The sequence below is a fragment of the Amycolatopsis bullii genome (genome assembly GCF_014654205.1).
GTDB lineage: Bacteria > Actinomycetota > Actinomycetes > Mycobacteriales > Pseudonocardiaceae > Amycolatopsis > Amycolatopsis plumensis.
Genome location: NZ_BNAW01000047.1, coordinates 59035 through 78357 on the forward strand (window position 1 = coordinate 59035; position 19323 = coordinate 78357).

At 73.1% G+C, this 19323-nt stretch carries 15 protein-coding genes and 1 pseudogene; 5 read left to right on the forward strand and 11 right to left on the reverse strand.

Annotation, left to right across the window (positions count from 1 at the left end; all coding sequences use genetic code 11):
* Genes IE317_RS35445 through IE317_RS35465 form a run of 5 tightly spaced genes read right to left on the reverse strand, consistent with a single transcriptional unit; the run spans position 1 to position 8076 of the window.
* Positions 1–1602: an allophanate hydrolase gene (locus tag IE317_RS35445; protein WP_191315734.1), complete on the reverse strand. Its 1602-nt coding sequence runs from the start codon at positions 1600–1602 to the stop codon at positions 1–3.
* Entirely contained in the window at positions 1599–5132 is a 3534-nt protein-coding gene (gene uca, locus IE317_RS35450) for an urea carboxylase (protein ID WP_191315735.1), read from the reverse strand. Before uca ends, IE317_RS35445 begins: the two co-directional genes overlap by 4 nt.
* Positions 5129–5764, reverse strand: a complete 636-nt coding sequence (locus tag IE317_RS35455) for an urea amidolyase associated protein UAAP2 (RefSeq protein ID WP_191315736.1) — start codon at positions 5762–5764, stop codon at positions 5129–5131. The genes uca and IE317_RS35455 overlap by 4 nt, the downstream gene beginning before the upstream one ends.
* Positions 5761–6594 (reverse strand): urea amidolyase associated protein UAAP1, encoded by an 834-nt coding sequence (locus IE317_RS35460; protein ID WP_191315737.1) that lies wholly within the window; start codon positions 6592–6594, stop codon positions 5761–5763. The genes IE317_RS35455 and IE317_RS35460 overlap by 4 nt, the downstream gene beginning before the upstream one ends.
* 12 nt (positions 6595–6606) lie before the next feature.
* On the reverse strand, positions 6607–8076 hold the full coding sequence (locus tag IE317_RS35465; protein ID WP_191315738.1) for an amino acid permease: 1470 nt from the start codon (positions 8074–8076) through the stop codon (positions 6607–6609).
* Positions 8077–8271: 195 nt separating this feature from the next.
* Between IE317_RS35465 and IE317_RS35470 the strand changes: the two genes are divergently transcribed.
* A complete protein-coding gene (locus IE317_RS35470) occupies positions 8272–8916 on the forward strand; it encodes a TetR/AcrR family transcriptional regulator (RefSeq protein ID WP_229903070.1) in 645 nt (214 codons plus the stop codon).
* A 228-nt stretch (positions 8917–9144) separates the two neighbouring features.
* Here IE317_RS35470 and IE317_RS35475 read toward each other — a convergent pair whose 3' ends face one another.
* From IE317_RS35475 to IE317_RS35485, 3 genes are all read right to left on the reverse strand, one after another.
* Positions 9145–10371, reverse strand: a complete 1227-nt coding sequence (locus IE317_RS35475; RefSeq protein WP_191315750.1) for a ribonuclease D — start codon at positions 10369–10371, stop codon at positions 9145–9147.
* Between the two features lie 98 nt (positions 10372–10469).
* The gene (locus IE317_RS35480; RefSeq protein ID WP_033261886.1) at positions 10470–11186 is read right to left on the reverse strand and encodes a response regulator; all 717 of its coding nucleotides are present in this window, start codon (positions 11184–11186) and stop codon (positions 10470–10472) included.
* A 739-nt stretch (positions 11187–11925) separates the two neighbouring features.
* Positions 11926–12489 (reverse strand): DUF3000 domain-containing protein, encoded by a 564-nt coding sequence (locus tag IE317_RS35485; RefSeq protein ID WP_191315740.1) that lies wholly within the window; start codon positions 12487–12489, stop codon positions 11926–11928.
* 88 nt (positions 12490–12577) lie between these two features.
* On the opposite strand from IE317_RS35485, the gene hemE reads away from it, so the two are divergent.
* From hemE to IE317_RS35505, 4 genes are read left to right on the forward strand one after another with little or no spacing between them, the layout of a single operon-like run.
* Positions 12578–13666 carry a uroporphyrinogen decarboxylase gene (gene hemE, locus IE317_RS35490; protein WP_191315741.1) on the forward strand — a complete coding sequence of 363 codons (1089 nt, stop codon included), beginning with the start codon at positions 12578–12580 and terminating at the stop codon, positions 13664–13666.
* The gene (gene hemG, locus IE317_RS35495) at positions 13663–15063 is read left to right on the forward strand and encodes a protoporphyrinogen oxidase (RefSeq protein WP_191315742.1); all 1401 of its coding nucleotides are present in this window, start codon (positions 13663–13665) and stop codon (positions 15061–15063) included. The genes hemE and hemG overlap by 4 nt, the downstream gene beginning before the upstream one ends.
* Positions 15064–15119: 56 nt before the next feature.
* Positions 15120–15812: a hydrogen peroxide-dependent heme synthase gene (gene hemQ / locus IE317_RS35500; protein WP_191315743.1), complete on the forward strand. Its 693-nt coding sequence runs from the start codon at positions 15120–15122 to the stop codon at positions 15810–15812.
* Complete coding sequence (locus tag IE317_RS35505) at positions 15812–17152, forward strand: CoA transferase (RefSeq protein ID WP_191315744.1); 1341 nt, start codon at positions 15812–15814, stop codon at positions 17150–17152. Before hemQ ends, IE317_RS35505 begins: the two co-directional genes overlap by 1 nt.
* A 757-nt stretch (positions 17153–17909) precedes the next feature.
* On the opposite strand, the gene IE317_RS35510 is transcribed toward IE317_RS35505, so the two are convergent.
* The 3 genes and pseudogenes from IE317_RS35510 to IE317_RS35520 form a co-directional block, all read right to left on the reverse strand.
* Positions 17910–18248 carry a hypothetical protein gene (locus IE317_RS35510; RefSeq protein WP_191315745.1) on the reverse strand — a complete coding sequence of 113 codons (339 nt, stop codon included), beginning with the start codon at positions 18246–18248 and terminating at the stop codon, positions 17910–17912.
* Positions 18245–19045, reverse strand: a complete 801-nt coding sequence (locus tag IE317_RS35515; protein WP_191315746.1) for a DUF692 domain-containing protein — start codon at positions 19043–19045, stop codon at positions 18245–18247. The genes IE317_RS35510 and IE317_RS35515 overlap by 4 nt, the downstream gene beginning before the upstream one ends.
* Positions 19038–19323 (reverse strand): annotated as a pseudogene (locus tag IE317_RS35520) (TIGR04222 domain-containing membrane protein); the annotation flags it as partial. The gene IE317_RS35515 and the pseudogene IE317_RS35520, both read right to left, overlap by 8 nt.

Sequence of the window (19323 nt, forward strand, 5' to 3'; positions counted from 1 at the left end):
TCACCGGACGCCGAGGTGCGCCAGCCAGCCGCCCTTCGCCGAGATGTCCTCCGCTCCCTCCGTGGCCACCGGTTCGCAGAGGAAGCCGGACACCGAGCGGCCGTCGGCCAGTTCGAGCTTGCCGATGGCCAGGGGGGCCGGGATGCCGGCCACGAACTCGCCGAACCCCTTCGGGGGCAGCTCCCAGACCTCCGCGGCCACCGGCACCCCGCCGGAGGCGACCCGCACCAGGCCGGGTTTCGGCGGCACCGTGTCCAACGCGTACAGCCGGTACGCGGCCGCCGTCGAAACCGCGGACACGAACCGGCCGCCGCGGGAGGTCAGCTCGTGGTTCAGCGGCTGGCCGCGCAGGTGCGCGCCGACCACCACGATCGGGATGCCGGACGGGCGCAACCCCGCCAGTGCCGCCAGCTTCAGGTCGTCGTGCGGGGCGCCGAGGAACATCACGCCGAACGGGCGCCCGGCCACCGAACCCGCGGGGACGGCCAGCGCCGACAGCCCGAACAGGTTGGTGGAGTTGGTGAACCGGCCCAGGCGGGCGTTGACCGCCACCGGGTCCGCCGCCACCTCCGCCAGGGTCGGGTGCTCGGTCGTCGTCGGGACCAGCAGCGCGTCGACACCGGCCAGCGCGGCCAGTGCCTCCGCCCGCAGGCCCGCCAGGGTCACCTGGTCGGCGAACAGCCGGTGCGCGGGGATGTCCCGCGCCGGGCCGATGATCGACCGCACGACCGGGTCGACGGCGCCGGGGTGGGTGTCGATGAACTCGCCGACCGCGGTGTACCGCTCGGCGACGAACGCGCCGCCGTACAGCAGCTGCGCCGCCTCCAGGAACGCCGAGATGTCCACAGTGGTCACTTCGGCCCCCGCCGCGGCGTAGTCCGCCACCGCCGCGTCGAAGGCCTCGGCCCAGCCGGGCGCCAGCGGGCCCAGCTGGTCCGGGGACGGCACGCCGAGCCGGAACCGTCCCGTGTGGACCTGCGCGGGCTCGGCCAGGCAGGTCAGCGCGAACGACGCTTCCTCGACCGTCCGCGCGAACAGCGACACGCAGTCGATGCTCGCGCAGGCCGGGACGACCCCTTCGGTGGGCAGCAGGCCCGGGGTCGGCTTGAGCCCGACGATCCCGTTGAAGGCCGCGGGCACCCGGCCGGACCCGGCCGTGTCCGTGCCCAGGGCCAGGTCGGCGATGCCCAGCGCGACCGCCACCGCCGAACCCGAGCTCGAACCGCCCGAGACGTACCCCGGGTCGACCGCGTTGCGCACCGCGCCGTACGGGCTGCGCGTCCCGACCAGCCCGGTCGCGAACTGGTCCAGGTTCGTCGTGCCGAGCACCAGCGCCCCGGCCGCCCGCAGCCGCGCGACGACCGGGGCGTCGGCCTCCGGCTGGTACGCGTAGTCCGGGCAGCCCGCGGTCGTCGGCAGCCCGGCGACGTCGATGTTGCCCTTGACCGCGACGAGCTTGCCGCGCAGCGGAAGGCCGGATCGCGCCAGCGCCGCGGCCTCGGCGAGGACGTCGGCTTCCGGCCGGAGGTCGATCCAGATCTCCGGCCGGTCGACCTGCTCGATCCGCCGGTAGGCCGCCCGCACCCGCTCCACCGGGCTCATCCGAGCACCACCAGCGGCGTGCCGGGGGCTACCTGATCGCCGGGGGACACGAGCACCTCGATCACCTCTCCGTTCGCCGGGGCGGGGATCCGCGCCTCGGTCTTCATCGCTTCGAGCGTCACCAGCGACTGCGTGTTCTCGACGCGCTCGCCCGCGGTGACGTCGACCCGCCACACCGTCGCCGCGAACGGCGCCTCCACGACGTGCCCGCCCGGCGGGGCCTCGACCCGCGCGGGCGGCCGGGTGACCGGCTCCGGTTTCGGGTCGAACTCGCCCGCCGCGGCCCACGCCCGGCGCTCCGCCTCGAACGCCGCCGCCTGCGTCGCCCGGAACCCGGCGATGCTCTCGGCGTTGTCCGCCAGGAACTTCTGGTAATCCGCGAGGGCGAAGGTGCCTTCGGTGGTGTCGAGCTCCAACGTTCCGGACGCGCTCTGCGCCCGCAGTTCGAGGAGCTCCCCGGCGGACACCGGGTACCAGGAGATCCGGTCGAAGAACCGCAGGTTCCACGGCTGCTCGCCGCCGCGCCAGCTGTTCCACACCTGGACCGTGCGCCCGACGAACTGGTAGCCGCCCGGGCCCTCCATGCCGTAGATGCAGAGGTAGGCGCCGCCGATGCCGACGGAGTTCTCCGCCGTCCACGTCCGCGCCGGGTTGTACTTCGTCGTCACCAGGCGGTGGCGGGGGTCCAGCGGCGTCGCCACCGGCGCGCCGAGGTAGACGTCGCCGAGGCCGAGCACGAGGTATTCCGCGTCGAACACCGTCCGGTAGACGTCGTCCACACTGGACAGCCCGTTGACGCGCCGGATGAACTCGATGTTCCACGGGCACCACGGGGCGTCGTCGCGGACGCCGGTCATGTACCGCTCGATCGCCTCGCGGGTGGCCGGGTCGTCCCACGACAGCGGCAGCCGGACACTGCGGCTCGGCACCACGAGGTCGTGCGTCGGCGGCAGGTCCCGTTCCAGCTCGCGCACCAGCCCGAGTGCCTTGCCGACCGGCAGCGCGTCCGGGTCGACGTGCACCTGCAGCGACCGGATGCCCGGCGTCAGGTCCACGATCCCCGGAACGCCTTCGGCTTCCAGGCGCTCGGCGAGGGCGTGCACCCGCATCCGCAGGGCGAGGTCGAGCTTCATCTCGCCGTACTCGACGAGCAGGTTGTCGTCGCCGCTGCGGCGGTAGGTGACCGACGGTTCGTCGTCCGAAGAGGACAGTCGCGTGAGGACACCGCCGTCGTCGCGCGCGGGACGGCTCGGCTCGACCGCCGACGCCGGCCGCGTCCGCAGCGCCGCCGCGTGATCGGCGTCGATCGGCACGAACCGCACGGTGTCACCGGGCCGCAGCTGCCCGAGCTTCCAGCGCTCGCCGGTGGCGACCGTGGCCGGGCAGACGAACCCGCCCAGGCTGGGCCCGTCCGGCCCGAGCAGGATCGGCAGGTCGCCGGTGTAGTCGACGGCGCCGATCGCGTACGGCGTGTCGTGGATGTTCGACGGGTGCAGGCCCGCCTCGCCGCCGTCCGGCCGCGCCCACTCCGGCCGCGGCCCGACGAGCCGGACGCCGGTGCGCGCCGAGTTGAAGTGCACCTGCCAGTCCGTGGCGTAGAACGTGTCGACGTCCTCGGGCGTGAAGAACTCCGGGGCCACGTGCGGGCCTTCGAGCGCGCCGATCGTCCACTGCGCGGCGATGGCCGGCCGATCCGGTTCGGCGACCGGCCCGAGAACCGGGTCCGCCGGAGCCGGCCCCGGCCGCAGCACGTCCCCGGCGGCCAGGGCGCGGCCGCCGTGCCCGCCGAACTTGCCCAGCGTGAACGTCGCCGCGCTGCCGAGGAACGCCGGCACGTCGACGCCGCCGCGCACCAGGACGTAGCTGCGCAGCCCGGCCGTGCACGCCCGCACGTCCAGCGTCGCGCCCGCGGGCACCTCGACGGGTGTCCACAAGGGAACCTCGGTGCCGTCGACGAGCACGGTCGTCGGCGCGCCGGTGACGCACACCTCGGTGGCGTGGGAGAACCGCAGCGCGACGCCGTCCACCGTGCACTCCAGGCCGGGTGCCCCCTCCGGGTTGCCGAGCGCGAGGTTGCCCAGGCGCAGCGAGAGGTCGTCCATCGGCCCGCTCGGCGGCACCCCGACGGCCCAGTACCCGGTGCGGCCCGGCCAGTCCTGCACGGTCGTCATGGTCCCGCCGCGGACCACGTCGATCCGCGGTTCGGCGTCGCCGATCCCGTCCAAGGTGGACGTGTCGTGCCCGGCGGTGCCGAAGGCCGGGTCGGCGGCCGCCGCCCGCAGCTGCCCGAGGTTGGTCTGGACGCCGTCGAAGCGGGTCGCGGCGAGCGACTCCCGGAGGTGCGCCAGCGCCTCGGCGCGGTCGGCGCCGGTGCAGACGACCTTGGCCAGCAACGGGTCGTAGTGCGTGGTGACCGCCGTGCCCGGCTCGACCCACGTGTCCACGCGGGTGCCCTCGGGCAGCGTGACGCGGGTGACGAGGCCCGCGCTCGGCCGGTGGCCGGCGGCCGGGTCCTCGGCGTACACCCGGGCTTCGACGGCGTGCCCGCGCGGGACCGGCGTCGCGCGGAACATCGCGCGGTCGCCTTGGGCGAGCCGCAGCATCCAGGCGACCAGGTCGACGCCGTAGACCGCCTCGGTGACCGGGTGCTCGACCTGCAGCCGCGTGTTGACCTCGAGGAACGCCGCTTCGCCGCGCTCAGCGTCGTAGACGTATTCGACCGTACCGGCGGACCGGTACCGCACGGATGAGCACAGTGCGACGGCCGACTCGACCAGGTGCTTGCGGACGGCCTCGGGCAGATCCGGCGCCGGGCACTCCTCGACGACCTTCTGGTTGCGGCGCTGCAGCGAGCAGTCGCGCGTGCCCAGAGCCAGGACCTCGCCGAAGCCGTCACCGAACACCTGGACCTCGACGTGCCGGGCGCGGGTCACCAGGCGTTCGAGGAAGACGCCGGAACTGGCGAAGCTCTTGGCCGCGACACTGCGCACGGTGTCCCAGGCGGCGCGCAGCTCGTCCGGCGACGCGCACGCGCGCATCCCGATCCCGCCTCCGCCGCCGGTCGCCTTGAGCATCACCGGGTAGCCGATGTCCTCCGCGCACGCCAGCGCTTCGTCCACATCGGGCAGAAGGCCGGTGCCGGCGAGCAGGGGGACGCCCGCCGCGATCGCCGCCTCGCGCGCGGTGTGCTTGCTGCCGAACACCTCCAGGTGTTCCGGGGACGGCCCGGCGAACGCGATCCCGGCTTCCTCGCAGGCGCGCGCGAACGCCGCGTCCTCGGAGAGGAAGCCGTAGCCGGGGTGGATCGCGTCGCAGCTGGTGTCGAGCGCGGCCTGGATGATCGCGCCGGCCCGCAGGTAGCTTTCCGCCGCGGGCGCCGGGCCGAGCCGGACGGCCCGGTCGGCGAGCCGGACGTGCGGGGCGAGGCGGTCGGCGTCGGAGTGCACCGCGACGGTCTCGAGGCCCAGTTCCTTCGCGCTGCGCAGGATCCGGACGGCGATCTCGCCGCGGTTGGCGACGAGCAGCCTCACGCGGCGACTCCCGGGGAGATGACGACCATCCGCACCGGCGTCGGGTCGAAGCCGTTGCAGGGGTTGTTGATCTGCGGGCAGTTCGAGACGAGCACCAGCACGTCGGTCTCCGCGCGCAGCCGGACTTCCAGGCCGGGCGCGGAGATGCCGTCGACGATGCCGAGCGTGCCGTCCGCCTCGACCGGCACGTTCATGTACCAGTTGACGTTGCTGACCAGGTCGCGCTTGCCCAGGCCCCACTTGGCGCCCTCGGCGAGGAAGTTCTCCACGCACGCGTGCTGGTACCGGGTGTGCTGGCCGTAGCGGAGGCTGTTCGACTCCTTGCTGCACGCGCCGCCGAGCGTGTCGTGGCGGCCGCAGGTGTCGGCGACGACGGTCAGCAGCGGCGCGCCTTCCTGGGTGCGCAGGACGCTGCCGGTGGTGAGGAAGATGTTGCCCTGCGCGGCGATGGTCGCGGCCGCGCTGTAGCGCTTCGACGTGTCGTTCGCGTCGTAGCAGAGGAAGTCGACGGCCTGGTTGCCGCCGAGGTCGATGATCGCCAGCTCCTGGCCCTGCTGCAGCACCGTCGAATACGGCGCCCGCGCGGGAACGTCGACGCTGACTTCCAGCTGGGATTCGTAGGCCGTGCTCATGCGATCCCCCGGGCGGTGAGGTAGTCGGCGGTGTTCTCGAACGCGCGCTGCGCTTCCGGCGTGTGTGTCCACTCCGGACTGTCCGGGGTGGTCGGCCGGTCCCGCCAGGCGAGGACTTCGAGCTTGCTCACCGTGTACTCCGGGCGCGGGTCGACCGGGTGGGCGACGTTGGCGATCAGCACGGTCGACGGGATTTCGATCCGCAGGTCGACGGTCTTGCCCGCGCCCGCGGAGCCGGTGAACTCGAGCCCGCCCTCCGGCTGGACCCGTACGCCCTGGAAGAAGGACAGGCTGGGCGGCAGGTCCCGCGGGCCGAGGCCGTTCTTCGCCGCGGCGAGGGTGAACAGGCCCAACCCGGCGGGGGAGGGGCCCTGCGGGGAGCCGTCGCCGTACCGCTCGGTGTTTCCGTCCACAGTGGACGTCCCGCACAGCGCGTCATGGCGGCCGCTGGAGTCCGCGACGATCGTGGCCAGCACCCGCCCCTGGTCCGAAAGCAGGGCCACGGATTCACCCAGATAGGCGTTCCACTGCACCTTGACCGTGTCGGCGACGTTCAGCCGCTCCCACGGCTGGTCGACGTTGTACAGCAGCACGTGCGCGCAGGCGTCGCCGTCGACGTCGGTCAGCCGCAGCCGCGTTCCCCGGGCCAGCACCTTGTGCGTGTACCCGCCGCCGGCCACGGTTTCGGCCCAGGTCAGCGCCTCGGGGGCGACCTCGGCCGGTGGGGAGGGCCAGGTGCTCGCCGGGATCGACGGCATCGTGTCGACCACGGTGCCGGCCTGGGCGCGGGCGTGGTCGCGCGCTCCGTAGGTCGTCGCGGTGGTGCTCATGGTCGTCCTCTCTCAGGTCGCGGGTTCGAGGGCGGGAGCGGGGCGCAGCCGCAGCCAGCAGAGCCAGCCGATCACCAGTGCGCCGCCGACGAACTCTATCGGGAACAAGAGCATCAAGGGGGAGCCCGAACCGGCGAGATCGTAAATCTCCGCGCGCGGCCAGCCGATGTTCACGATCATGGCAATTCCGTACAAGACGGCTGCGCCATTCAGCGGTACGCCCCAGCGCCCGAGGGAAAACCGGCCCGGCTCGGCGGGGAATTGCCCGCGTAGCCGTTTCACCAGCAGCGGTCCGGTCACCAGCAGGTAGGCCAGATAAACGACCACCACCGACGTCCCGGTGATCGTGCTGAACAGGGTCGGGTTGCCGACGTTGAGCAGCAGCAGGCCGATGGCGAGCGCGCCGGACAGCAGCGCGGGCGCGACCGGCGTCCCGGTGCGCGGGCTGACCCCGGCGAGCCGGGTGGACGCGGGGAGCGCGCCGTCGCGGGCCATCGCGTAGATCAGCCGCACGGTGCCGGTCTGGATGGTCAGGGTGCAGACGACGACGGCGACGGCGACGTCGGCGAGGAAGACCCGGCCGAGGGTGTCGCCGAAGACGGCGGTGATCACGTACGGCAGGCCCTTGCCGGCGAGCTGCCCGTCGGTGAGGCTCGGCGCGGCCATCAGCGCGGTGACGACCACCGCGAGCCCGCCGATCCCGGAAACCAGCACGGCTCGCAGCACCGCCCGCGGCGCCGTCCTGCGCGCGTCCTTCGTTTCTTCGGCGACCGAAGCGGCGGTGTCGAAGCCGTAGAGGACGTACGCGGCCATGAGCGCCGAAGCGAGCACGCCGCCGATTCCGGCACTGGTGCCGGGTGCGTCGTGCAGCACGACCTGCGGGCCGCGGACGGCGAACAGGAGCAGCCCCGTGACGAGGACGACGACGCCGAGGAGTTCGGCCGCGACGCCGACGTCGTTGATCCGCGCCATCAGCCGGACCCCGCCGGCGTTGACCGCGGTGGTGAAGACGAGCAGCACGGTGCCGAGCAGGACGGCGTTGGCCGCGCCGGTCGGCGACGTCACGGACGGGTCGCCGCCGACGAACTGGAAGCCGTCCCACACCGACGGGAGCACGACCTGCAGCGCGATCGCCGCGGCGGCCAGGGCGACGATGCAGCCGATCAGCATCATCCAGCCGGCGAGCCACCCGAGAAAGCCCTTGCTGAGCTGTTTCGCCCACTGGTACACGGATCCGGCCAGCGGATAGCGCGCGGCGAGCTCGGCGAAGTTGAGGGCGACGAGCAATTGGCCGGCGAGCACGACCGGCCACGTCCAGAAGAAGAGCGGGCCGCCGAAGGTGTAGCCGAAACCGAAGAGCTGGAAAACGGTGGTGAGGATGGAAACGAAGGAAAAGCCGGCGGCGAAGGCGGAGAACCCGCCCAGCGACCGGCGGAGCTCTTGGCGGTAACCGAAGGAGGCGAGTTCGTCGGGTGGCGTCATGCGGGGTCTCCTTGTTTCGATCGCATGACAGAAATTAGATTTCCGCCGCGACGCGATGATCTCCGCTGTGTTAGTAATCCGTTAACGCCGGGATCGACACGGCGTCAATGACGACATCCGGGCGTAACCGCACCTCCGTGCGCGTATTGCGGCCGGAGACCTGGCAAGATCACGTCCGTGGTCAAAGGGTCGGGAGTGGGCAGGCCGAGGGCGAGCGGAGCGGCGGCGAACCGCCCGGACGCGCGCCAGGCGGTGCTGGAGGCGGCGGGCGAGCTGTTCACCGGAGCCGGGTACGCGGCCACGACGACGAGGGCGATCGCCGAACGCGCGGGCTTGCGCCAGGCGTCGCTCTACTACCACTTCCCGGCGAAGGAAGACATCCTCGCGGCGCTGCTGGCCGAGACGGTCCGCCCGTCACTGGCCCTGGCGGCCCGGCTGGTGGCCGGCGACGCCCCGGCGGCGGTCCGGTTGTGGGCACTGGCGTACGCGGACATCGGCCTGCTGGGCGGCGCCCGGCACAACCTGGGCGCGTTGTACCTGCTGCCCGAGGTCGGGTCGCCCAACCTGGCCCGCTTCCGCATCGAGCGAGCCGAGCTGAAGGCGGCGTACGGCCGGCTGGTGGCGGCTTCGGGCGTGGAGCCCCCGGCGGTCGGGATCCGGACGGACCTGGTGTTCGGGTTGGTGGAGAGCATCGCGGTGATCCGCCGCGACGACCCGGCGCTGGACGTCGAGGCCCACGTGCGCGAGGGCGCCGACGGCGTGGTCCGGCTGGTGGGGACCGAGCCGGTGGACTCCTTCCGCGCGGAGGCGCACGGGCTCCTGGCGACCCTTACCGACTGACCGGCCCAAGCGCCCCAAGGCGGCCTTGGTTGCGTCTAGCGCACCGAGGGCCGCCTTGGGTGCGTCACACGCACCGAGGGCGGCCTTGGGTGCGTCACACGCACCGAGGGCGGCCTTGGGTGCGTCACACGCACCGAGGGCCGCCTTGGGTGCGTCTAGCGCACCGAAGGCCACCTTGGGTGCGTGACACGCACCCAAGGCCACATTGGGGCGCTTGGGGCCGGGCGGTCAGGAAGAAGCCGTGGCCTGCAGGGCCTTGCTCAGCGCCGCCACGGTCAGCTCGATCTGCCAGGGCCGGGCTCCGCCCGCGCGCAGGACCTCAGCCACCGCGTCCTCGTCCGTCTCCGCCGGCGGGCGCCAGCACGTGCGGCGGACCAGGTCCGGCAGCAGCAGGTTCTCCACCGGGAGCCGCCGGTCCTCCGCGATCGCCGTCAGCGCCGCGCGCGCGGCCGACAAGCGGGCCGCCGCGTCCGGGTCCTTGTCCGCCCAGCGGTTCACCGGGGGTGGACCGTCCGTCGGCTGGGACGGCGACGGGAGCTCCGAAGCCGGCAGCGCCTTCGCCGCCTGCAGGTGACGCAGCCAGTTCGCCGTGTACTTGCGCTGGACGCGGCCGCTGAACACCGGCAGCGCCTGCAGCTCCTCGACCGTCTTCGGGTCGGCCGTGACGGCGTTGACGATGGCGCTGTCCGGCAGGATCCGGCTCGGGGCGCGGTCGCGCTTGCGGGCCAGCTCGTCGCGCGCCTGCCACAGCTCGCGGACCGCCGCCAACCCCCGCGGGCTGCGGATCTTGTGCACCCCGGACGTCCGGCGCCACGGCTCGGCGCGCGGGGGCGGCGGCGGGGCCGTCCGCACGTTCTCGAACTCCTGCCGCGCCCACTCCAGCTTGCCCTGGGCGCCCAGCTCCGCTTCCAGCTTTTCGCGCAGCTGGACGAGCAGCTCGACGTCGAGGGCGGCGTAGTTCAGCCAGTCGACCGGCAGGGGTCGCTTCGACCAGTCGGCCGCGCTGTGGCCCTTCTCGAGGGTGTACCCCAGCAGGAGCTCGACGAGCGTTCCCAGCGCGACGCGTTCGTAGCCCGCCAGCCGGCCGGCCAGCTCGGTGTCGAACAGCGCCGCCGGGCGCAGGCCCAGCTCGGCGAGGCAGGGGAGGTCCTGGGAGGCGGCGTGCAGCACCCACTCCAGGTCGTTGAGGACGTCGCGCAGCGGCTGGAGGTCGTCGGCCAGTGCGATCGGGTCGATCAGCACCGTGCCGGAACCCTCGCGGCGCAGCTGCACGAGGTAGGCCTTGGGCCAGTAGCGGTAGCCGGACGCGCGTTCGGTGTCGACGGCGACCGCGCCGGTGCCCGCCGCGAGCTTCGCGCAGGCGTCGGCCAGCGCGGCGGGGTCGGTGATCACCGGGGGCGTGCCCTCGGCGGGTTCGCGTAGCAGCACGGGGCCGCCCGTGGACTCGATCTCCATCCCGGTGTCCTCGGCCTCTGTGCTTCCCATGGTTGACGACCCTACGGGACGGGCATACCGCGCCTGGTCTGCCCGCCCCGCAGAGCTGTTCGCTTGCGTCAGCGGATCACGCCGGCTCGCATGGCCAGCGCCACCATCTGGGCCCGGTCGCCCGTGCCGAGCTTGCGCCCGATCCGGGACAGGTGGGACTTGACGGTGAGGGCGGAGAGCGAAAGCTCCTCGCCGATCTCCTTGTTGGACTGCCCGTCGGCGACCAGCTGGAGCACCTCCACCTCACGAGCGGACAGCTCGCGCGGGGTGTTGTCGGTGCCCGCGACGCGGGTCCCGGTGGCCAGCACCGGAGCCACGCTCGGGTCGGCGTAGACGCCGCCCTCGAGCACGCGCCGCACGCCGTCGGTCACCACGACCGGCGACGCGGACTTCAGCAGGTACGCCTGGGCCCCGGCCTGGAAGGCCGAGCGGACCGCGTACGGGTCGTCCGAGGATGCGAGGACCACCACGCGCGGCCAGCCGTGGCTACGGAGTTCCGTAACCAGCTCGATGCCGCTGCCGTCCGGCAGTCCGAGATCGAGGATCGCCAGGTCACAAGGCCCGGTGGCCTGTGCTCGCGCCCTCGCCTCGGCCACCGTGGCGGCTTCGTGGACGGTACCCGCACCCATCTGTGCGAGTCTTGCTGCGATTGCCTCCCTCAACAGCGGGTGGTCATCGACCACCAGTACCGAAAAGAGCTCTTCCCGCGGGTGCGGAACCATGCTCGCCGGCAACGCGCCGGCTGGCGTGGATCGGACGGCCTGAGAAATGCCGACGGTAGCCACGTCACTACCTCCCTGGAGTCGGTCGTGCCCCCCGACCGGCACCGGGACCTTCGGCCGTTCAGCCGCGCCAGCTTTAGACCGAAAGTGGTGTCGTCGAAGGCACTGTAGCCGTCCTGAGGCCGTTGCGGGGGGATCGAATGGGTATCTATCTCAAACGAACAGTCACTCAGTGGGTTCGTAGTAACACGATCGGGCTAGTACACGGCCGGTTGCTAACGGATAGCCCAGCGAACACGATGCAAAGGAGTTACCGGCGCCCAAATGGCCGTGCAGATGAGGCGTGCAGCTTCCGGTGCGCCTAGTGACGAGGGGCCGGATGGGCTCCCCCGAGCCGTGGAATGTGGCTCCGGCCGGGGCGTGATCAACTCCGGCGCGAGGCGCCGGAAGCGCCCGCCGGAGCCGGGAACTGTGACTGTCCGTGTCCGTTCGGGAGTGATCGCGGCAGCCGGACCAGTGTTTTGATCTTGTCGCGGTGCGTGACCGCGCGGCGTCACGAACGAGGAGACGTGAAACGGCCTCACAGACCTGGAGGGCCTTCCGTCGGTCCCCGGAGGTCATCCGGCCTGTTCCGGGCGGCTGGCGGCCACTCAGGGCCCGATAACGAGGTGAACGGCGTTCAGTGGACGTGAATTTTGCTCACATCCGTACAGGCGGAGGGTCCGGGACGCCCGCGCGCGGGCCGTCGTTGCCGATTCGTTGCCGAAGATCGCCCGGACAGCCGCTCGCCCTCGTGAGTGGGTCAGGAGCCCTGGCGCTGCTCGAAGAGGGTCACGCCGACCGGCGGCAGGCCGACGACGCTCGCCATCACCTGGCAGAAGGCCTGCCCGTGGGGCAGCAGGCCCGCGTCCGTCGGCGTCCACGACGCCCGCAGCTCCAGGTCGTCGGTCCGGGCCGGCCCGGAGATGTCGCCGAAGCGGGCCGACGACGTCTCCGTCACCGTGCCGCCGAGGGCCGTCCAGCTCGCGCCGGACACCTCCAGCGCGTCGGTGAGCCACGACCAGCCGACCGCCGGCAGGAACGGGTCGGTCGCCAGTTCCCGGTCGAGCTCCGCGCGCACGTACATGACGAGGCGCAGCACGCCGTCCCAGCCGTCCTGGCCGTCCGGGTCGTGCAGCAGGACCAGCCGTCCCGAGGCGAGCACGTCGGCGGGCCCGGACACTTCACAGCTGACCGCGTACGACCACGGCGCGAGCCGCTGCGGGGCGCGCATCGGCTCCAGCAGCACCTCCCGGCGGGGCCGGACGGACTGCAGCGCCGCGACTGCTTCGCGGAAGAGTTCGGGCACTGGCGTCATCGCGGTCACGCTTCGACTTTAGGGCGGGCACGGCCCGTTGCGGGCGCAGGCGCGCCGAGGGAACGGCCTGCTCGGGCTCGTGGCACGATTGACGGCGATGTCTCAGACCACGCCCCTGCCGCGCCAGGCCGCCCCGTCCGGCCGCCGCGAACTGCCCGAAGCCCCGTTCCTGGCCGCCGCGCGCGGCGAACGCCCGGCCCGCACGCCCGTCTGGTTCATGCGCCAGGCCGGCCGCTCGCTGCCCGAGTACCGCGCGCTGCGCGAGGGCGTGCCGATGCTCGACGCCTGCTTCGACCCGGAAATGCTCGCCGAGATCACGCTGCAGCCGGTCCGCCGCCACGGCGTCGACGCGGCGATCCTCTTCAGCGACATCGTGGTGCCGCTCAAGGCGGCCGGGGTGGACATCGACATCGTGCCCGGCACCGGCCCGGTGGCCGCCGCGCCGGTGCGCGACCTCGCCGCCGTGAAGGCGCTGCCGGAGCTCGAGCCCGAGCAGGTCTCGAAGGTCGCCGACGGCATCCGGCTGCTGGTCGAGCGGCTCGGCGAGACCCCGCTGATCGGCTTCGCGGGTGCGCCGTTCACGCTGGCCAGCTACCTCATCGAGGGCGGCCCGAGCCGCAACCACGAGCACACCAAGGCGCTCATGCACTCCGAGCCCGAGCTGTGGCACCAGCTGGCCGGGCGGCTGGCCGACGTCGCCCTGACGTTCCTGCGCGCCCAGCTCGACGCCGGCGTCGACGCGGTCCAGCTGTTCGACTCCTGGGCCGGCGCGCTGTCCGAGCGGGACTACCGCGAGTTCGTCCTGCCGCACTCGGCGAAGGTCCTCGCCGGTGTCGCGGACCACGGCGTGCCGCGGATCCACTTCGGCGTCGGCACCGGCGAGCTGCTGGCCGCGATGCGCGACGCGGGCGCCGACGTCGTCGGCGTCGACTGGCGGATCCCCCTCGACGAAGCCGTGCGGCGCCTGGGCCACAGTGGGCGCGCACCCGAGAAAATCGCTGTGCAGGGCAACCTGGACCCGGCGCTGCTGCACGCCTCCTGGCCGGTGCTCGAGGCCGAGGTCCGCCGGATCGTCGAAGAGGGCAAGGCGGCCGACGGCCACGTCTTCAACCTCGGCCACGGCGTGCTGCCCGGTGTCGACCCCGACGTGCTGACCCGGGTGGTCGGGCTGGTGCACGAGCTGTGAAGCGCGTCGCGGTCGTCGGCGGCGGTGTCTCCGGGCTGACCGCGGCGTACCGGCTGCGGCGGCTGCTCGGGGCGGACGCCGAGATCACCGTCTTCGAGAAGACGACGGCGCCGGGCGGGAAGCTGCGCACCGCCGAGCTCGCCGGGGTGCCCTACGACGTCGGCGCCGAGGCGTTCCTCGTCCGCCGCCCCGAGATGCTCGCGCTGGTTCGCGAACTCGGGCTCGACGTCGTCCATCCCACGAAAGCCCGCGCGAAGATCCACGCGGGTGGCGCCGTCACCGGCCTGCCGCCCGGCACGGTGATGGGTGTTCCGGCGTCCGCGGAGTCGGTGGCCGGGGTGCTTTCCGAGGCGGGGCGGCAGGCCGTCGAGGCCGAGCCGTCGCTGCCCGAGCTGCGGCTGCCCGGCGGGGACGTGCCGCTGGGGCCGCTGCTGCGCGAGCGCTTCGGCGACGAGCTGGTGGATCGGCTGGTCGACCCGCTGCTCGGCGGCGTCTACGCGGGCGGGGCCGACGGTCTCGGCCTGCGCGCGACCATGCCCGGCCTGGCCGCCGCGCTGGCGTCCGGCGCGGGCTCGCTGACCGCGGCGGCCGCCGCCCAGCTGCCGGCGAACCCGTCGGCGGCGCCGGTGTTCGGCACCGTCCCGGGTGGTCTCGGCGCGGTGATCGACCGGCTCACCACGGCGTCCGGCGCCGAGCTGCGGACCGGCCTGCCGGTGTGCGAGATCGGACGGCACGGCACCGGCTGGCGGCTGCGCATCGGCGCGGCGCCGACCGCGCACGCGCCGGCGGACAACACCTTCGAAGCCGACGCGGTGGTGCTCGCCGTGCCCGCGCCCTCGGCCCGCCGGCTCCTGGCCGACCTCGTCCCGGCCGCTTCGGCGGCCTTCGGCGAGGTCGAACTGGCGTCGATGGCCGTGGTCGCGCTGGCGCTGCCGCCCGGTACCGCGCTGCCCGAGGCGTCGGGGATCCTGATCGGCGCCGGCGAAAGCGACGCTTCGGGCAAGCCGTACGCGTCGAAGGCGTTCACGTTCTCTTCGCGCAAGTGGGCGCACTACGGCACCGGCCCGGTCCTGGTCCGCGGCTCGGTCGGCCGGTTCGGCGAGCCGGGTGCGCTGCAGTTCGACGACGTCGAGCTGGTCCGCGTGGTCCGCGACGACCTCGCCCGGCTGACGGGGGTGACGGCGGCGCCGGTGGAGACGCTGGTGACGCGGTGGGGTGGCGGGCTGCCGCAGTACGGCACCGGGCACCTGGAGCGGGTCGAGCGGATCGAGAAGGCCGTGGCGGCGGTGCCGGGCCTGGCGATCGCCGGGGCGACCCTGCACGGCGTCGGGCTGCCGGCCTGTGTCGCGACGGGGGAAGCGGCGGCCCAGCGGATCGCGGCCCACCTCACCGCGTGAGTGCTCTCACCTGACCCGTGGCGGCAGCGCGTCCGCCGCGGTGACAGGATGGACCCATGGCGCGGGTCAACTACAACGAGCTCAACGACACCATCCGCTACACCACCTGGTCGGTCTTCCGGATCGAGCCGGGCAGGCTGGGCGAGGACCGCGGGACCGCCGGCCGCGAGACCGCGGAGTACCTGGACGGCCTGGAGGCCAAGGGCGTCACCGTCCGCGGTGTCTACGACCTCTCCGCGCTGCGCGCCGACGCCGACTTCATGATCTGGTGGCACGCCGAGGAGATCGAGCAGGTCCAGGCCGCCTACGCCGGGTTCCGCCGGACGCCGCTCGGCCGCGCGTCGACGCCGGTCTGGAGCCAGACCGCGCTGCACCGGCCCGCCGAGTTCAACAAGAGCCACATCCCGGCCTTCCTGGCCGGCGAAGAGGCGCGCAAGTACATCTGCGTCTACCCGTTCGTGCGGTCCTACGAGTGGTACCTGCTGCCGGACGCCGACCGCCGCAAGATGCTCGCCGACCACGGCAAGGAAGCCCGCGACTACCCGGACGTCCGCGCGAACACCGTCGCGTCGTTCGCACTGGGCGACTACGAGTGGATCCTCGCCTTCGAGGCCGACGAGCTGCACCGGATCGTCGACCTCATGCGGCACCTGCGCGGCACCGAAGCGCGGCTGCACGTGCGCGAAGAGATCCCGTTCTACACCGGCACCCGCGTGCCGCCCGCCGAGCTCGTCGCGGCGCTTCCCTAGTGCGCGACATCGTTTCGGGTGTCTGGGACGCCCTCACGGAGTCTTCGCCGGGACCCTTCGAACTGACCGGCACCGAGGACGTCCTGCCGGGCCCGTACCGGGTGGCGGCGGCCGCCACCGCGTCGATCGCGGCGGCGACCCTGGCGGCCGCGGAGATGCTCCGGGTGCGGGACATCGAGCCGGGCGTGGTCACGGCGGACACGCGGCACGCGGCGGCGGCGTTCCGGAGCGAGCAGCTGTTGCGCGTGGACGGCGTCGGCGCGGAGTCCGTCTGGGCACCGCTGTCGGGCGACTACCGGGCGGCCGACGGCTGGGTGCGCCTGCACTGCAACTACCCGCGTCACGAAGCGGCGGTGTGCTGGGGCCTGGGTGTGCCGGGGGCGCGCGAGGCTGTCGAGAAGGCGGTCGCCGGGCGTTCGGCGCGCGAGGTGGAGCACGCCGTGGTCACCGCCGGGGGAGCGGCCGCCGAGCTGCGGTCGCCGTCGGACTGGGCGGAGCATCCGCAGGGCGCGGCGGTGGCGTCGTTGCCGCTGGTCTCGCTTTCTCCGATCGCGGACGCGCCGAAGCGGACGTTGTTCTACTCGGACCGGCCGCTGGGCGGCATCCGGGTCCTGGAGCTGACCCACGTGCTGGCGGGCCCGGTGGCCGGCCGGGTCCTGGCGGCGCACGGAGCGGACGTCCTGCACATCGGGGCGGCGCACCTGCCGCGGGTCGAGGCGCTGGTGCGCGACACGAACCAGGGCAAGCGTTCGGCGTTCGTGGCCCTGGACACCGAGGGCGGCCGGGCGCGGCTGAAGAAGCTGATCAGCCGGGCCGACGTGCTGGTCCAGTCGTTCCGGCCGGGGGCGCTGGAGCGCATCGGTTTCGGTCCCGAGGAGCTGGCTTCGCTGCGGCCGGGGCTGGTGATCGCGGACCTGAGCGCGTACGGCTGGGAGGGCCCGTGGGCTCGGCGGCGCGGGTTCGACAGCCTGGTCCAGATGTCGAGCGGCCTGGCTTTCGGCTCGGACGAGCCGTCGCCGCTGCCGGTCCAGGCCCTGGACCATGCGACCGGCTGGCTCACGGCGGCGGCGGTGATGACGGCCCTGCGGCGCCAGGTGACCGATGGCGGCACGTGGCGGGCGCGGCTGTCGCTGGCGGGGACCGGCCACTGGCTGGATTCCTTGGGACGCAAGGATCCTGCGGCCATCGACGTCGACTTCGGGGATTTGCTGGAGGAAGTGGACAGCGGGTATGGCCGGTTGACTCGGGTCCGGATGGCGGGCGGGTTGCCGGGTGCGGAGCCTTATTGGGAGTTCGGGACGCGGCTCCCGGGTGTCGACAAACCGACCTGGACGCCCTGACGCGGGACTCGGTTGTCGAGACTTGGGGTTCGTCTTGACGCAGGGCCCGGTTGTCGAGACTTGGGGTTCGCCCTGACGCAGGGCCCGGTGCCGGGATTTGGGGTCCGTCCTGACGCAGGACCGCCCTCCCTTGGGGCCGGTCCGGTGGTCGTCTGCTGGAGGCGCCCGATGAAAAGCCTGGGCAGAGCTCGGTTGTCCACACCCCGCCGCCCCGACACAGGACCCGCCCTCCCCAAGGGGGCCGGTCCCAGTTCCAGTCTACCGGTCGTGGCCGACGAAATTGCTGGTCAGAGCCTGGTTGTCCACACCCCGGCGAGCTTGTGGATGATCGGCAGTTGCGGCCGTGGGGACCAGCCGCTGTCAACTCGCCTTGGCCTGCCGGTGGCTCGGGTGCCCACCACCCCGAAGCCGCGATTGTGACTACGGCCGGCAGTACCGCGTCAAGGCGGGAAAGCGTGCCTTGACCCGGCACTGCCGGCCGTGTTCTGGCTTCGGATCGGGGTGGCGAGGGAGGTCTGGGTGGGGTGCAGGTCCGGCCGTCGGCTTCCCGTTCGGGTCGGGTGAGGCACCTGAGTGGGGTGCCGCCCTCCGACACAGAACCCACCCACCCCAGGGGGCCGGTCCCAGTTCCGGTCTACCGGCGACCGCCGACAAAACCGCTGATCAGACCCTGGTTGTCCACACCCCGCCAAGCTTGTGGACGACCAGCAGCCACAGCCACGATCACCCAGCCGCTACCCGACCCAAAACCCCCGGATCACCGGCGCCGCAAGCGGTCGACCAGCCGGCGCTTCGGCTTCGGCAAATGCCCACCCTCGATCAGCCAAGCCACGAACTCGTCCGCGTACGCCCCCGAGCGCTCCGCCGCCTTCTTCGGCCGCCCAGCGCTGAACTCCGCGAACAGCGGCCCGTACCGCTCGCCCAGTGCCTCCGCCAGCTCGGGCCGCTGGTAAGCGAGCACCCGGCCGTGCTTCCGCCGCAGCACGGTCGCCTCCACCCGCAACCGGGCCGGGTCGAAGCCCGCCGGTGCCGGGCCGTCGGCCAGCAATGCGTGCAACAGCTGTGCCTGGCGCGCGGCCAGGTCCTCCCGGCTCACGTCGTCACCGCCGCCCGCAGCGCCGAAAGCTCCGCCGCCAGCTCGGCGTCCGTCGGGTAGTCGTCGTCGCGCTCCAGCAGCACGCCCGGTGGGTCCGTGCGGCGGCGCAACTCCGTCAACAACGCCAGCACCTCCGGCAGCACCGGGTGCGCGTGCGTGTCGTGGTAGACGCCGTCGCGCTCGATGCCGCCCGCCATGTGGACGTACGCCAACCTCTCCCAGGGGATGCCGTCCAGGAACGACACCGGGTCCGTGCCGATGTTGCGCGCGTTGGCGTACAGGTTCGCCACGTCGATGATCAGCCGGCAGTCCGTCCGCTCGGTCAGCTCGGTGAGGAACTGCTCCTCGGTCAGCTCGGCGTCCGGCCAGTCGAGCACCGCGGCGATGTTCTCCAGCGCCAGTGGCACGTCCACGATGGACTGGGCCAGCCGGACGTTCGCCACCAGCACGTCCAGGGCCTCCCGGGTGCGGGGGAGCGGCATCAGGTGGCCCGAGTCGAGCCCGCCCGCGCGCACGAAGCACACGTGGTCGCTGACCAGCGGCGCGTCCAGGGCCCGCGCGATCTCCGCGAGGTGCTGGACGCGGCCGGTGTCCAGGGGCTCGGCGCCGCCGAGGGAGAGCGAAACCGCGTGCGGCAGCACCGGCAGGCCCCGCTTGCGCAGCGCCACCAGCGTATCCGGCAGGTGGTCGGCGTGCAGGTTCTCGGCGACGACCTCGACCCAGTCCACGCCCGGCAGCCGCGCGATGGACAGGTCGAGCTCGTGCCGCCAGCCGATCCCGATCCCGAGCTCACCCACCGCAACCCCCGCCGCCGCACGACGAACCGCACGAAGAGCCGCTGCTGCACGACGAACTCGAGCACGACGAGCCGCTGCTGCACGACGATCCGGACGAGCCCCCGCCCCCGTAGGACGTCACCGGCGGCGTCAGCGCCGCGCTGATCTCCTCGTCCGGGTACATCGCCCAGCCGCCCAGCGCGACCGCGGCCGCCGCCCCGCCGAGCAGGACGCCGCCCGCCAGCATCCCGGCCGGGACCGGTCCGCTCGCCGCGGCCCGGGCCTGCCCGAGCACGCGG